The organism is Streptomyces sp. NBC_00328, from assembly GCF_036139655.1.
Classification (GTDB): Bacteria; Actinomycetota; Actinomycetes; order Streptomycetales; family Streptomycetaceae; genus Streptomyces.
Genome location: NZ_CP108013.1, coordinates 6,189,007 through 6,203,186 on the forward strand (window position 1 = coordinate 6,189,007; position 14,180 = coordinate 6,203,186).

Below are 14,180 nucleotides of genomic sequence, written 5' to 3' on the forward strand. Positions count from 1 at the left end.
AAAACCCTTCATTTAGGAGCAATCGTGGCGCGCGACATCGCGGCTCCCGTCCCGACCAACCACAAGGAACTGATCTCGTGGGTCAACGAGATCGCCGAACTGACCGAGCCGGACAGTGTGGTCTGGTGTGACGGATCCGAGGCCGAGTACGAGCGACTGAGCGAGGAGCTCGTCCGCAAGGGCACCTTCAAGAAGCTCGACCCGATCAAGCGCCCCAACTCGTACTACGCCGCTTCCGACCCGACCGATGTCGCGCGGGTCGAGGACCGGACGTTCATCTGCTCCGAGAAGGAAGAGGACGCGGGCCCGACCAACCACTGGAAGGCCCCCGCCGAGATGCGGGAGATCTTCCAGGGCGAGGGCGGCCAGGGCGGCGTCTTCCGCGGCTCGATGCGCGGCCGCACGATGTACGTGGTCCCGTTCTGCATGGGCCCGCTCGGCTCGGACCTCTCCGCGATCGGCGTCGAGATCACCGACTCCGCCTACGTCGCCGTGTCCATGCGCACCATGACCCGTATGGGACAGCCCGTCCTGGACGAACTCGGTACCGACGGGTTCTTCGTGCGTGCCGTGCACACGCTCGGAGCGCCCCTGGCCGAGGGCGAGGCGGACGTGCCGTGGCCCTGCAACTCCACGAAGTACATCTCGCACTTCCCCGAGACCCGCGAGATCTGGTCGTACGGCTCCGGCTACGGCGGCAACGCACTCCTCGGCAAGAAGTGCTACGCCCTGCGCATAGCCTCCGTGATGGCGCGCGACGAGGGCTGGCTCGCCGAGCACATGCTGATCCTCAAGCTGACGCCGCCGCAGGGCGAGTCGAAGTACGTCGCCGCCGCGTTCCCGAGCGCCTGCGGCAAGACCAACCTCGCCATGCTGGAGCCCACGATCTCCGGCTGGACGGTCGAGACCATCGGTGACGACATCGCCTGGATGCGGTTCGGCGAGGACGGCCGCCTCTACGCGATCAACCCCGAGGCCGGCTTCTTCGGTGTCGCGCCCGGCACCGGTGAGCACACCAACGCCAACGCGATGAAGACGCTGTGGGGCAACTCCGTCTTCACCAACGTCGCGCTCACCGACGACAACGACATCTGGTGGGAGGGCATGACGGAGGAGACTCCGGCACACCTGACCGACTGGAAGGGCAACGACTGGACCCCGGAGTCCGCCACGCCCGCGGCGCACCCCAACGCCCGCTTCACCACGCCCGCCTCGCAGTGCCCGATCATCGCGCCCGAGTGGGAGGACCCCAAGGGCGTGCCGATCTCGGCGATCCTCTTCGGTGGCCGCCGCGCCACGGCCGTTCCGCTGGTGACGGAGTCCTTCGACTGGAACCACGGTGTCTTCCTCGGCGCGAACGTCGCCTCCGAGAAGACCGCCGCCGCCGAGGGCAAGGTCGGCGAGCTGCGCCGCGACCCCTTCGCCATGCTGCCGTTCTGCGGCTACAACATGGGCGACTACATGGGTCACTGGGTCGACGTCGCCAAGGACAAGGACCAGACGAAGCTCCCGAAGATCTACTACGTGAACTGGTTCCGCAAGAACGACGCGGGCAAGTTCGTGTGGCCCGGCTTCGGCGAGAACAGCCGCGTCCTGAAGTGGATCGTCGAGCGCCTCGACGGCAAGGCCGAGGGCGTCGAGACCCCGATCGGCGTCCTGCCGACCCGCCAGGCCCTCGACACCGACGGTCTGGAACTGGCCGAGTCGGACCTCGACTTCCTGCTCACGGTCGACAAGGAGGTCTGGCGCGAGGAGGCCGCCCTGGTCCCCGAGCACCTCAACACCTTCGGCGAGCACACGCCGACGGAGCTGTGGGACGAGTACCGCGCCCTGGTGCAGCGCCTGGGCTGACGCCCCCTGTGACTCCGCGGCCGACCCGAGTTGCCCTGACCTGCGACCGTTGCGGCGGTCGGCCGCGGTGACAGCACCGGCCGGGGTTCCGCGCACATCCGTGCGGGACCCCGGCTTTTTCGTTCCCCGCGCCCTGCCCGTGCCGGAACGGCTGAAAAAGAACGGATTTCGCGGGACACTCCTGACATCCTGCAGTGACCCCCGAAATGAGGTGGGCGGGGTGCGTACGCCTGTCAGTGACCCCATGAAGATCGGTCCGTACCGCATCGTGGGCCGGCTCGGCTCCGGTGGCATGGGATGGGTGTATCTCGGCCGTTCGCCCGCCGGGCGCGAGGTCGCGGTCAAGGTGGTGCGGCCCGAACTGGCCGCGGAGCGCGAGTTCCGGGAGCGCTTCGCGCGCGAGGTCGCCGCGGCGCGCGTGGTCAGCGGCGCCTACACCGCGGCCGTGGTCGACGCCGACACCGAGGCCGAACTGCCCTGGCTGGCCACGCTGTACGTGCCCGGCCCCTCGCTCGCCGAGGCGGTCCAGACCGACGGTCCCCTGTCCGAGCCGCAGGTACGACGGCTCGGCGCGGGCCTGGTCGAGGCGCTCCAGGCCATCCACGCCGCACGCGTGGTGCACCGGGACCTCAAACCGGCCAACGTGCTCCTCGCCTCGGACGGACCGCGCGTCATCGACTTCGGGATCTCCCGCGTGGACGGCGCCCCCGGCCTCACCCAGGTCGGCGTCGTCGTCGGCACCCCGCCCTATATGTCGCCCGAGCAGATCAAGGGCGCCGCGGTGGGCCCGCAGAGCGATGTCTTCTCGCTCGGCGGGGTCCTGGTGTACGCGCTCACCGGGCGGCCGCCGCACGGCAGCGGAGAGGCCGTGCGCCACCGCGTCGTCTTCGCCGAACCCGGACTCGACGGCATCGCGGGGCCGCTGCGGGATCTGGTCGCGCGCTGTCTGGCCAAGAATCCCGAGGACCGGCCCCGACCGGACCTGCTCCTGGCCGGCCTGCTGGAGCAGGAGCCCCGGCAGGCGGAGTGGCCACCGCCCACGGTCGCCCTCAGCATCAAGGTGTGCACCCAGGACCTGATCAAGCGCCGCAAGGAGAGCGCCAGCGTGTCCGTACCCTCCTGTCTGCTGTCGCACGCCCAGGCGCTGCTCGACGCCGGACTGACCGACGCGATGGTCGCCGAGGCGGTGGTCCGTGGCGACGCCTGACTCCTTTCCCGGCCGCGGCCGGGAGATCCTGGAAATCGGAACGCACTGGCGGCAGTTGGTGCAGACCTGGGTGGCCAGGCGGAATTTCCACACGGTGACCGACACCGTTTCCGTCTCCATGCGATTCGACCTGGAGGAAACGGGCCGGATGGTCACCGTCCGATTCATGACGACCAAGCGGCTGCTGGTCGCTTTCGCGACCGACGGGCATTTCCTGCGCAAGGACCAACTGGCCCTCGCCGCCGCCGCGTCGAACGCGTGGAACACCGAGCAGCTCCACCCCATGCTGTCCGTATGGGACGTACGGGGACCGCGTCCCTGTCTCGCAGGAGTGTGCGACCTTCCCCTGACCTGTCGAATGACGCAAACAGATTTCGATGCTTTGGCCAGTGATTGGGTGGAGCGGGCGAGACAAATGTTCACCCGATGCCATCAGGTGTTCGAGTTGTAGAAGTGATGCCCGCAGCGTTTCTCAAACCCTTCCGGACACCCTCCGGTTTCCGCCACTATGGGCGAGTGCCTTTCAGGGTCACGGGGGTGTTTTCTAAGGGCCATGGGGGGTCTTTTCATGCGGCGTCGGATTTCCCTCGTCATGATGTCCGGACTCCTGGCCGCGTTCGCTCCGGCGGTGACCGCCGCGGCCGGCGAGCCGTGCGGCGGCACCTTCGACCGGCACCTCGGCTGCTGGGCCGACTGGATCGGCGAGGGAACGGTTCGCGTCACCCTCGACCGGCCCCTGCTGTTCGACGGCCCCGCCGACCGCCGCGAGCCCTTCGAACGGACCCTGTCGGCCCACAGCGCGAGGCTCCTGGTCGAAGTGCCCTCGCGCGTCCACACCGGGCAGGGCGGAACGGCACTTCTCGTGCTGGCGGACCGCAAGGGCAGGCTCGTCGCGGACGACGCCGTCATCGACCCGCTGAAGCCCGAGACCGTGGCCGAGCTGGCCGCACACGGAGCCTGCCACCCCAAGGAGACGGGGGACCTGTGCGCCCGGCTCGGCAAGGGCGACTCGCTGACCGGGGCCGACCTGGTCCGCCTGGGCCTGGCCGGCGACCTCTCCCGCACGGACACCGTCAGCGGCTCCGGGGCCGGCCCGTCCGCGGCCTCCACAGGTGAGACCGCCGCCGGGAAACAGGGGCAAGGGCAGGAGCAAGAGCAGGGACAGGGGCAGAACCAGCAGCAGGAGCAGGCGACCGGGAACGGCGGCAACACCGGCCCGGACCCCGGCACCGCCCCCGACCCGGGCGACGACGCCGGCTGGGACACCGCCACCGCGGTGCTCACCGTCCTGTGCGCCGTACTCGTCCTCCTGCTCGGCCTGCTGCTCTTCCTGATCCGCCGCTCCGCCCGGTCCGTCGCCGTCGGCACCCTGTCCAGGCGCTCGCTCGCCGCACAGGGCGTCGGCGCCGTACCTGCCGCCGCGACGCCCCGTCCCCGTACCCGCCCCCGCGCCCGGATGCCCGACGAGGCCACCACCCGGACCCGTGCCCGGATGCCGGACGAGGCCACCACCCGCATCCGGGCCACGCCCGCGCCCCGCAGCCACGGACGGCGCGTCGGCAACGTACCGGGCCCCGCCCGGCCCGCCGTCGTACGCACCGAACTGCACCCGCAGGGCTACGTCGAGGTGGAGCACGTGCTGTACCGGGCGGTGTGGGCCGAACCCGGCCGGCCGCCGCCCGCGCCCGGCGGACTCGTCGACGTCACCGAGGCGGGGGAGCGGGACTCCGACGTCCTCTACGCGTTCCCGCCCACAGCCGGACGGCACGCCAAAGCCACCAGGCCCTGAGACCAGGAGAGATCCCCATGCACAGCGACTACCCGCCCACGCTGCCGGCGGAGTACGCCGACATCGAGTTCGAGAACAACGCGCAGCGGCTGCCGCTCGTCCTGTGCCTCGACATCTCCAGCTCCATGGCGGGTCAGCCCATCCAGACGCTCAACAACGCGCTCGCCGAGTGGACCCGGGAACTGCACGACGACGTCAGCCTCAGCTACAGCGTCGAGGTCGCCGTGGTCACCTTCGGTGGGCCCGGCGTCACCGCCTGGCGCGGACCCCAGCTCCTGCCCCCGCACGCGCCGGTGAGCCCCTTCGTGCCGGCGCACATGTTCCACCCGCCGCAGCTCGCCGCCGCCGGGGTCACCCTGATGACCGAGGCCCTCGAACTGTCGATGAACATCATCGCCGCCCGCAAGGCCGAGCTGCGCGCCTCCGGACTCCAGTACTACCGGCCGCAGATCTGTCTCGTCACCGACGGACTGCCCACCGACGCCACGGGTCATCTCACCGACTCCTGGCACCGGTTGATCCCCGTCCTCGCCGACGAGCAGCAGGCCCGCCGCTTCCGGCTGTACGCGATCGGGGTCGGCGGCATCACGGACCGGGGCGAGCAGGTGCTCCGGTCCTTCGCGCCGAAGTTCAACGCCCGGCTCCAGGGATTCCCGTTCCGCGAGCTGCTCCAGATGATGTCCGCGAGCGCCAACGCCGAGCAGAAGGGCGCAGGTGACGAGGTCTTCGAGAAGATCTTCAGCCAGTTCAAGACACAGCGCCCGGCCTGGGAATCGTGACCGATGACCCGATGGGAATCCTGACTGATGACCGAAGCCGACGAGAGGGACACGCCGTGGCGGATCCACGGAATGAGCGTCGAGGGATACCGGCACCGCCGTCAGGGGCAGCCCTGCCAGGACGCCTGCGCGCACACGGTGAGGGCGTCCGTGGCGGTCCTCGCCGTCGCCGACGGCGCGGGCAGCCGGCCGCGTTCGGAGGAGGGCGCCCGGCTCGCGGTCGACCTGGCCACCGAGCACTTCGCGCGCCGGGCCGCCAGTGCGGCGGACCGGCGTCCCGGCAAGGCGGTGCGCGAGCTTCTGCGGGACGCCTTCCACGACGTCTCCAAGGTGTTCCTGGACCGCACGGGCGCCGACGCGGCGGACTTCGCGACCACGCTCACCGTGGTCGTGCTCGCGCGCGGCTGGCTCGGTCATCTGTCCGTGGGGGACGGCTTCGTCGTCCTGCGGGCCGGTACGGAGGACGGTGAGCGGCAGTTCCATCTGCTGCCGCAGCCGGCCGCGGCCAGCGAGTACAGCAACGAGACGGTCTTCCTCACCTCGCCGGACGCGGCCCGCTGGGTGCACACCGACTGCGTCTCCGACAACGGGATCGACGGGGTGCTGCTGTCCACCGACGGACTGGCGCAGGCCGCGCTCAACCGGTCCACGGGCGGCGCGCTGTCCCCCAACACGTCCTTCGCCGAGGCCGTGTTCCGCTCGCTCGACGCCCCCGGTCCGGTGACCGCGAGCGCCCACGAGGGCCTGGGGACCCTGCTCCGCTCGGACCGGCTCACCGCCCTCAACGCCGACGACAAGACCCTGCTGCGGGCCGTGCTCAAGGCGCGGCCATGAGCGGCCGCACCGTGTTCCTGGACGGCAAGCCGGTCACCCTCGCCGAGCTGCCCCTGAAGGGCGGCGGTCAGGCGGCCGTCTTCCCGGTCGTCGGCGACGACGGCATCGTCGTCAAGCTGTACCGCGAGACGCCGGGCCCCAAGGAGGAACAGCGGCTGAAGCGGATGCTGACCATGTCCCCGCTCGTGACCCGTCCCACCGACGCCTCGCAGCCGCCCGAACTGGCCTGGCCGACCGCCCTCGCCCGCGGCCCGCAGGGCGAGTTCCTCGGCTACGCCATGCGCCGCTTCGGCGAGCCCCAGCACGTCCAGCTCATCGGCCTGTTCACCCGCGCCCAGCGCCTCAAGCTGTTCGCCGACCGGGCCGACTGGCGCTTCCTGCTCGGCGTCGCCTGGAACCTCGCCTTCATGACCGCGCGGATGCACTACGACAATCTCGTCATCGGCGACTTCTCCAGCAGCAATGTCGTCGTCGACGCCAACGGCTTCGTCACCTTCCTCGACTGCGACTCCATCGCCTTCAGCGACCCGGTGACCGGGGAGCTGTTCCCGTGTCTGATGCACACCACCGACTACTCGTCCCCCGAGCGGCAGGCAGGCGGCCCCGCCACCCGCGCCACCGACGAATTCGCCCTCGCGGTCCTCGTCTACCAGCTCCTGACGGCCGGGAACCACCCCTTCGGCGGCGTCCCGCACGACAGCGCGTCCGAGTCGACCGTCAAGGACAACATCGCCGCCAGCATCTCCTACGTCGTGCGCCCCGAACGGGTCGTCATCCCGCGCGGCACCGTCGACCCCTCCGTGCTCCCGCCGGAACTCCTCGCGCTGGCCCGCACCGCCTTCGGCCCCGGCGTGCACGACCCCGCCACGCGGCCCCCCGCGGAGGCGTGGCTGCGCGCCCTGGACAAGGAGCGCGCGCTGGTACGGGTCTGCCCGGCCCGCCCGCTGCACGCGTTCGGCTCGCATCTGACCTCGTGCCCCTGGTGCACCCGGGCGGCGCTCACCGGGCACGACGTGTTCAACGTCCCGGTGGCGGTCCCGGGGCCCGGCGTGGCCCAGCCGCCGCCGCCCGTGCCGGCGCCGGGCGAGCCGTGGCCCACGGGGCTGAAGGTGGCGCTGCTGATCCTGGCGATCGTGATCCTGGCGGTGATCGTGGCGAACGCCTGAGCCGCCGGAACCGTGGGCGGCCGCGGGCGGCCGGGGCCACTGCGGACCGCCGCGGTCACTGTGAGCGGCCGCGGTCCTCCAGATAGCGCGTGTGGGACTCCTGGCGTCGCGCCTCCGTCTCGCGCAGCGCCGCCGCGAGCCGGTCCGACTCCTCCTGGAGCACGGTGAGCTGGCGCTCCAGATGGCGCTCCGGCGGTTCGGTGCCGGGGGCCAGCCGGGTCCACCACCGGGTGCGGACGAAGGTGTCGACGGCTTCCGGGATGTCCTGCCGCACGGTACGCGACAGGGCGTGCACGCCCTCGGGGTCCTGGGCGAGGATCTCGGCGACCCAGCCCGGATCGAGCAGGGCGGTGAGGACCTCGGTCAGCTCGGTGAGCCGGCCGGCCGCCGCCGGGGGCAGCTCGACGCCGTCCAGATACTCCCGCAGCTTGCCGAAGTCGACGCGCAGTTCGGCCAGTTGGGCGGAGGGGTCCGGGAAGTCGGGCGGGGCAGGGCGCTCCGGCGGTGCGATCAGCGCGCCCGCGCCGTACAGACCGGCCACGACGACCGGCCAGTACGGGCCCGCCAGACCGGTGAAGGTCAGCGCGAGTCCGGCGATCCCGCACGCGCTGCCGGTCAGGTTCTTGCGCGATTCGAGGAAGCCGATGAACCTACTGGTAGCCACGGATCTCCTCGAAGGCGCCGTCGAGCGAGCCCTTCTGGGCGTCGAAGAGACGGCCGCCGGTCAGGTCGGCGATGTGCTGGAGCTCGCCGCGGTCGGAGTCGCCGAACAGGATGGGGAAGACGGGGATCTCCCGTTGTCCGCCCGGCAGCCGCCGGTAGAAGGCTTCGAAGTCGGACGGGCTCGCGCCCCTGGTGTTCTCGCCGTCCGTCATCAGCACGATCGACGTGAACGTGTCGTCGTCGGCGCCCAGATGCCCGTACGCCTTCTCCAGGGAGGTGTAGATCGCGGTGTCGCCGGAGGCTTTCAGGGCGAGGACGTCCTCGTGGATGGCGTCGAGCCCGGCCCGGGGGTCCTCGGGGCGGACGACGTGCGTGCGGACACTCTTGACCGCCGACCCGAACGGCATCAGCGTCACTTCCTCACGGTCGCGGAAGTCGCCGGTCAGGTTGCCGAGGGCCTTCCTCAGCCGGTCGATGCGCTCGCCGCCCATCGAGCCCGAGGTGTCGAGGACGTACACGGTCCGGGACGGCCGCCGCAGCTTGTTCTCGTACGAGTCGAGCAGATGGTCGGCGACGGACCGGCTTCCGGGGAAGGGGAGTTCACGCCGGCGGCCGGTGTCGAGTCCGGCCGCCGGGGCGACGGAGGCGACGACCGGACGGCGGTGCGTCCGCTCGGTGATCAGCTTCTGGGCGGCCGGCGCGCGCAGTGCCTCGGCGAGGCGCCGGACGTCGTCGCGGGTGTCCCTGGAGGTCGCGGCGAGGGAGGAGAGCGGATAGTCCGCCGTCACCACGCCGTCGCGCGGACGGATGACGGTCAGGCCCTTCACGCCCATGAGGACGGACTCGTAGTTGAGCAGGGCGTCCACGGTGCCGCGGCGTTCGTAGGCGGTGGCCAGCCAGCCGGATGAACCCGACGTCAGCTTCTGCCCCTCGAAGAACTCCCGCAGCCGGGGTGTCGCCCTGGCCACGTCCGCGTCCGTGAGTGCCGACTGGGCGCCGGACAGGGCCGAGGCCACCGAGATCAGTGTGGAGAAACCGGAGTTGGAGCGTGCCGGATCGGTCATGCCGTACGTGAGCTTTCCGTCCGCCACGGCCTTCTCCACCTGCGACCAGGTGACGTCGTCCGGTTTCCAGCCGAGGGCCCGCACCGTGTCCGGCTTCACGCCGAGGGCCACCGGGCTCGACATGACCGGTGTCTCCGAGACGACCTTCTTCGCGGCTTCCGGGCGCAGATGCAGATAGTCGTCGGAGGAGAGCCACAGGGCGTCGAACCTGTCGTCCGAGGCGCCCCGCGCGATCAGGTCCACGGCGGCGAGGGTGCCCATGTAGGTGGGTCTGACCGTGATGCCGGTGTCCCGCCGGATCCGGTCGAGCACCGGCTTCATGTCGCTGAGTTCGCTGGAGGCGAGGACCCGGAGGGTGCCGGGCCGCGGTGCCCCGTCGTCCCCGGACCTCGGCTCCCCCTGGGCCGTGCAGGCCGTGACGGCGAGCAGGGCCAGGGCGGCGCCGGCCGCCCGCCGGAGCGCTCTCATCCCTGACCGCCGTCCAGGGCGCCCCGCGTGCGGCTGCGCTCCAAGTAGGCTCCGGCGTTCTGGAGTTCGGAGGTCAGGGACTCCACGGTCGCGGCCATCGTCTCGGTCGCCCGGACCTTGTAGGTGTCGATCGCGTCGAGGGTGCGGTAGATCTCCTGGAAGGCGGTGCGCAGGGTCTCGGCGCCGACGGCCGGGTCGGCGGCGATGCGCTGGATCTCTCCGCTCTGGGTGGCGAGCATCTCGGCGTTGCCGCGGATGAGGTCCTCCGTCGTGCCGCGCAGGGCGTTGACCTGTTCGACGACCTTGCGCTGGTTGTCGAGCGCGGAGGCGAGCATGACCGAGATGCGCAGCGCGGAGACCGTGGTGGTGGCCGCGCGGTCGACGCCCTTGATGAGTTCGTCGTTGTTGCGCCGGACCACGTCCATCGCCAGATAGCCCTGGGCGCACACCGCGAGCTGGGTGAGCAGGTCCTGGTGCTTCTGCCGGACGGGGAAGAGCACGTCGGAGCGGAGCGTGTCGGCCTGCGCGGGGTCGGCGGCGTCCACTCCCGCGATGTGGGTCTCGACCGCGGTGTCCAGGGCCTGGGTGAGCACGACGTACTCCTGGAGCTTGCCCATCGTCTCCCAGAGCCGGACGCGTTCGGTCTGCAGGGCCGCGTTGTCCCGGCGCAGTTCGTCCTGGCCGCCGCGCAGCGAACCGACGATCTTGTTCAACGTGCCTTGCGCGGAGGCGTACTTGGCGACGTGGTCGCGCAGCTTGTTGCCGCCCGGCAGCCGGGACAGGAACTTCCTGCCCTTGCTCGCGGACAGGTCGCGCGGGTCCAGGTCCTCGACCACACGCCGGAGTTCGACGAGGGAGCCCGCGACGTGCGACTGCGCGTCCTCGCCCTTGGAGGGCAGACTGCGGATCGTGCGCTCCAGCATGCGGTTGGACTGGGCGGCGGCGCCGCGCATCTCGGTGGCCCCGAGGCCGGCGATCTCCCCGACCTTGCCCGCGAATTCGGGGGAGCGCGCGTCCAGGACGGCGAGACCGTCGATGTACTCCGCGGCGCGGCGCGCCATCTCGTCCTGCACACCGGGGTCGACGGGGACGAGTCCGCCGGCCTTCTCACGGGGCACGGGGGCAACGGCCTCGGGCGGCGTGAGGGTGAACGTGTCTTCGGTACTCATGTGCTCTTCCCCCTAGTTCCCGGCCCGGCGCGCCATCTCGTGCAGCACCTTGGAGGCGGGCACGGGCGCTTGCCGGAGGCCGGTCATCTTCTGATTGAGATAGGTGGCGTGGGCCGCGGTCGCCGCCGTGAACTCGGCGGTCGCGCCCTGCGGCCGGAACCCGTACCGGACGGCGAGCTTGCGCAACGTCGGGTCACTGCTGAGGAGTTCACCCAGCGCGCGGCCCTCGGGTGTGAGCGGGACGACCGTGTGGTCGCTGATGGCGGTGGTGTCCGGGTAGAGGACCGTGAGGTCGCCGGTGTCCTGGCCCTCGGCGAGCAGCGCGGCGACCTGCGACTCGTAGACGAGGACGAGCGGATTGCCGACGCCGCTGATGAAGTCGCCGAACTCGGCCTCGCTGCTGGGCTGCTGGGCGCCCTGGACGCTGATGAGGCGGTGCATCAGGGGCGCCGTGCGGTCGACGGCGGCGCTGTCGGCGGCGACGCGCCCGCCGTCGGCGACATAGGACGCGGCGGCCAGGTAGAGGGCGCCGGAGTTGGAGGTCTCCGGGTCGGTGGTGGCGATGTAGAGCGTGCCGGTCAGTTCACCGTGCGCCTTCGCGCCCTTGAGCTGTTGCCAGGTCCGCTCGTGCCGGGCCGCGTCCAGATAGGCGGCCATCTTCAGCGTGCCGCTGTTCTTGTCGAGGGTGGCCAGCCCGTTGGCGGCGAGGACCTGCGCCGCGCTGCGGTGGGCCACCACGACGAGGGGCGAGTAGAAGGGCCGGGGCAGCGGCTTTCGGACGTGGTACTTGTCAGCGAGCTCGTCGGCCGGTGCCTGGCTGGAAGGGAAGGCGAAGTCGTACCCCTTGAGGTCGAGGCCCTCCATGGCCCAGGACCCCGAGGTCTCCGTCTTCACGGCGTAGCCCTTGGCAGCGAGGGCCTTCACCACGTCGGGATCGGCGAAGAACTCCGCCTTCTCCGAACCGATCACTCCTTGCACGGTCTTCGTTGCCGTGCCCTTGTCCTGATCATTGCGGCCTGCGACGACGGCTGCTGCCACTCCGCCGATCAACAGGATCGCCAGGACGATTCCCGCGATGCGTCTCACGCCTGGAGCGTGCACCTCGGAATCCAACGTTCCCCGCCTCGGGGGGTGAACACGAAGTGACCACCGGGTCCCGGTACGCAACCGGAGGAGGGGGTGCCGCTACGAGGGCGGCACGGAGCCCCGCGCGCGGCTTGCGAAGGTGTGTGGCACCCGGTCCGCGCGTCGCTTCGAAGGCGCGCGGACCGGGGCCGTACGGGGCCTCGGGCTCAGGGGCCCGAGGGGTTCAGCGGGTGGCCAGCTCGCGGGGCTCGAGGGCCGGCGCGTGGGCGTCCATGCGCTCGGCGGAGAGGATCGCCGCGGCCGTGTCGGCGCGGGAGGCCGCGACGACCAGGGCACGGCCCGCGAGGGTGTGGGCCCGCCGGTGGAGGGCCGTGAGGCGCGACGCGCCGGACGCCGTGGCGGCCGCGGCGCGCAGCGGGGCCTCGCCCCGCAGCCGGGTCACCTGCCCGGCGAGCCGCTCGGCGCCGGCGTCCAGATCGGCGGACGGAGCGATCGCGCGGATCTCGTCGGTGACGGCGAGCAGTGCCGCGAGGTGAGCGGCGAGCTGGATGTCCAGCTCCTCCTCGCGCGACCGGTGGGGGAAGTCGGAGGAGGGGGCGTCGGCCATCGCGTGGACCGACTTCGAACGGATCGGTTCGTACATGGAATGGCCTCCTGTGACTGACAGGAAGCCATCCTAGCTTGGATTTCGTCTAAAGTTGAGCTGGTTCGCATACTGGGACGCGGCACACACACAGGGTGAGCGCCGGGCGCGTCCCGGCGGGCGTCACGGCTGGCCGTAGCCGTCCAGGAACGTGCCGATCCGCGTCACCGCGTCCGTCAGATCCGCGACCGTCGGCAGGGTGACCACCCGGAAGTGGTCCGGCTCGGGCCAGTTGAAGCCCGTCCCCTGGACGACCATGATCTTCTCGGCCCGCAGCAGGTCGAGCACCATCTGCCGGTCGTCCTTGACCTTGAAGACCTTCGGGTCGAGGCGCGGGAACAGATACAGCGCGCCCTTCGGCTTCACGCACGTCACACCCGGGATCTGCGTCAGCAGCTCGTGCGCGACGTCCCGCTGCTCCTTCAGGCGCCCGCCCGGCAGGACCAGGTCGTTGATCGTCTGGCGTCCGCTGAGCGCCGCCACCACTCCGTGCTGCCCCGGCATGTTCGCGCACAGCCGCATGTTCGCGAGGATCGTCAGTCCCTCTATGTAGGAGGAGGCGTGCGCGCGCGGCCCCGAGACCGACATCCATCCGACGCGGTAGCCCGCCACCCGGTACGCCTTCGACATGCCGTTGAAGGTGAGGGTGAGCAGATCGGGGGCGATCTTGGCGGTCGCGGTGTGCGTGACGCCGTCGTACAGGATCTTGTCGTAGATCTCGTCGGAGCAGACCAGCAGGTTGTGCCGCCGCGCGATGTCCGTCAGCCCCCGGAGCATCGCGTCGTCGTAGACCGCGCCCGTCGGGTTGTTCGGGTTGATGATGACGATCGCCTTGGTGCGGTCGGTGATCTTCCGCTCCACGTCCGCGAGGTCGGGCATCCAGTCGGACTGCTCGTCGCAGCGGTAGTGCACGGCCGTGCCGCCGGACAGCGAGACCGCCGCGGTCCACAGCGGGTAGTCCGGGGCCGGTACGAGCACCTCGTCGCCGTCGTCCAGCAGCGCCTGCATCGCCATCACGATGAGCTCGGAGACGCCGTTGCCGATGAAGACGTGATCGACGTCCGTCTCGATACCGAGGGTCTGGTTGTGCATCACGACCGCGCGGCGGGCGGCCAGCAAACCCTTGGCGTCGCCGTAACCGTGCGCCGAGGAGACGTTGCGGAGGATGTCCTCGAGGATCTCCGGCGGGCACTCGAACCCGAAGGCGGCCGGGTTGCCCGTGTTGAGCTTGAGGATGCGGTGACCGGCAGCTTCCAGCCGCATCGCCTCCTCAAGAACCGGACCCCGGATCTCGTAGCAGACGTTGGCGAGCTTCGTGGACTGGATCACCTGCATATCCGTGAGCTTACGGCCGTGCACCGCGCGCCGGGGCGTGTTTTCCACCACGTGAGACGTGTCGGGTCCGGCATCTTCGCCCTTCGGCTGCGCCGAACGCCCTGGTGGTCCCTACAATGCGCGATC

13 protein-coding genes are annotated in these 14,180 nt (G+C 70.8%); 7 read left to right on the top strand and 6 right to left on the bottom strand.

Translation table 11 applies throughout. The features are described from left to right. The first annotated feature begins 24 nt into the window (after nt 1-24). The 7 genes from OG485_RS27225 (at nt 25) to OG485_RS27255 (ending at nt 7,626) form a co-directional block, all read left to right on the top strand. Nucleotides 25-1,851, top strand: a complete 1,827-nt coding sequence (locus OG485_RS27225) for a phosphoenolpyruvate carboxykinase (GTP) (RefSeq protein ID WP_326785804.1) — start codon at nt 25-27, stop codon at nt 1,849-1,851. Between the two features lie 244 nt (nt 1,852-2,095). Then, the gene (locus OG485_RS27230; protein ID WP_328671145.1) at nt 2,096-3,058 is read left to right on the top strand and encodes a serine/threonine-protein kinase; all 963 of its coding nucleotides are present in this window, start codon (nt 2,096-2,098) and stop codon (nt 3,056-3,058) included. Then, nucleotides 3,045-3,509, top strand: coding sequence for a hypothetical protein (locus OG485_RS27235; protein WP_328671146.1), 465 nt, complete (start codon nt 3,045-3,047; stop codon nt 3,507-3,509). The genes OG485_RS27230 and OG485_RS27235 overlap by 14 nt, the downstream gene beginning before the upstream one ends. A gap of 117 nt (nt 3,510-3,626) precedes the next feature. Continuing rightward, nucleotides 3,627-4,847 carry a hypothetical protein gene (locus OG485_RS27240; RefSeq protein WP_328671147.1) on the top strand — a complete coding sequence of 407 codons (1,221 nt, stop codon included), beginning with the start codon at nt 3,627-3,629 and terminating at the stop codon, nt 4,845-4,847. Nucleotides 4,848-4,864: 17 nt separating this feature from the next. After that, entirely contained in the window at nt 4,865-5,626 is a 762-nt protein-coding gene (locus OG485_RS27245; RefSeq protein ID WP_328448780.1) for a vWA domain-containing protein, read from the top strand. A gap of 27 nt (nt 5,627-5,653) precedes the next feature. Further along, entirely contained in the window at nt 5,654-6,460 is an 807-nt protein-coding gene (locus OG485_RS27250) for a PP2C family serine/threonine-protein phosphatase (RefSeq protein WP_328671148.1), read from the top strand. Continuing rightward, nucleotides 6,457-7,626: a hypothetical protein gene (locus OG485_RS27255; RefSeq protein ID WP_328671149.1), complete on the top strand. Its 1,170-nt coding sequence runs from the start codon at nt 6,457-6,459 to the stop codon at nt 7,624-7,626. The genes OG485_RS27250 and OG485_RS27255 overlap by 4 nt, the downstream gene beginning before the upstream one ends. A 55-nt stretch (nt 7,627-7,681) precedes the next feature. On the opposite strand, the gene OG485_RS27260 is transcribed toward OG485_RS27255, so the two are convergent. From OG485_RS27260 to OG485_RS27285, 6 genes are all read right to left on the bottom strand, one after another. Further along, on the bottom strand, nt 7,682-8,290 hold the full coding sequence (locus OG485_RS27260; protein ID WP_328671150.1) for a hypothetical protein: 609 nt from the start codon (nt 8,288-8,290) through the stop codon (nt 7,682-7,684). Continuing rightward, entirely contained in the window at nt 8,277-9,821 is a 1,545-nt protein-coding gene (locus tag OG485_RS27265; RefSeq protein ID WP_328671151.1) for a substrate-binding and vWA domain-containing protein, read from the bottom strand. The genes OG485_RS27260 and OG485_RS27265 overlap by 14 nt, the downstream gene beginning before the upstream one ends. Continuing rightward, entirely contained in the window at nt 9,818-10,990 is a 1,173-nt protein-coding gene (locus OG485_RS27270; protein WP_328671152.1) for a toxic anion resistance protein, read from the bottom strand. Before OG485_RS27270 ends, OG485_RS27265 begins: the two co-directional genes overlap by 4 nt. Before the next feature lie 12 nt (nt 10,991-11,002). Next, nucleotides 11,003-12,076: a substrate-binding domain-containing protein gene (locus OG485_RS27275; RefSeq protein ID WP_328671153.1), complete on the bottom strand. Its 1,074-nt coding sequence runs from the start codon at nt 12,074-12,076 to the stop codon at nt 11,003-11,005. Nucleotides 12,077-12,299: 223 nt separating this feature from the next. Beyond that, nucleotides 12,300-12,719 (bottom strand): SCO4983 family protein, encoded by a 420-nt coding sequence (locus tag OG485_RS27280; RefSeq protein WP_328671154.1) that lies wholly within the window; start codon nt 12,717-12,719, stop codon nt 12,300-12,302. A gap of 123 nt (nt 12,720-12,842) precedes the next feature. Continuing rightward, nucleotides 12,843-14,054: a pyridoxal phosphate-dependent aminotransferase gene (locus OG485_RS27285; RefSeq protein ID WP_328448764.1), complete on the bottom strand. Its 1,212-nt coding sequence runs from the start codon at nt 14,052-14,054 to the stop codon at nt 12,843-12,845. Nucleotides 14,055-14,180: the final 126 nt, after the last annotated feature.

Bases quoted from the DNA above. Each gene is read 5' to 3' on its own strand.
- OG485_RS27230 (WP_328671145.1), top strand. From the start codon at position 2,096: ATGAAGATCGGTCCGTACCGCATCGTGGGCCGGCTCGGCTCCGGTGGC.
- OG485_RS27240 (WP_328671147.1), top strand. From the start codon at position 3,627: ATGCGGCGTCGGATTTCCCTCGTCATGATGTCCGGACTCCTGGCCGCG.
- OG485_RS27245 (WP_328448780.1), top strand. From the start codon at position 4,865: ATGCACAGCGACTACCCGCCCACGCTGCCGGCGGAGTACGCCGACATC.
- OG485_RS27250 (WP_328671148.1), top strand. From the start codon at position 5,654: ATGACCGAAGCCGACGAGAGGGACACGCCGTGGCGGATCCACGGAATG.
- OG485_RS27255 (WP_328671149.1), top strand. From the start codon at position 6,457: ATGAGCGGCCGCACCGTGTTCCTGGACGGCAAGCCGGTCACCCTCGCC.
- OG485_RS27265 (WP_328671151.1), bottom strand. From the start codon at position 9,821: ATGAGAGCGCTCCGGCGGGCGGCCGGCGCCGCCCTGGCCCTGCTCGCC.
- OG485_RS27270 (WP_328671152.1), bottom strand. From the start codon at position 10,990: ATGAGTACCGAAGACACGTTCACCCTCACGCCGCCCGAGGCCGTTGCC.
- OG485_RS27280 (WP_328671154.1), bottom strand. From the start codon at position 12,719: ATGTACGAACCGATCCGTTCGAAGTCGGTCCACGCGATGGCCGACGCC.
- OG485_RS27285 (WP_328448764.1), bottom strand. From the start codon at position 14,054: ATGCAGGTGATCCAGTCCACGAAGCTCGCCAACGTCTGCTACGAGATC.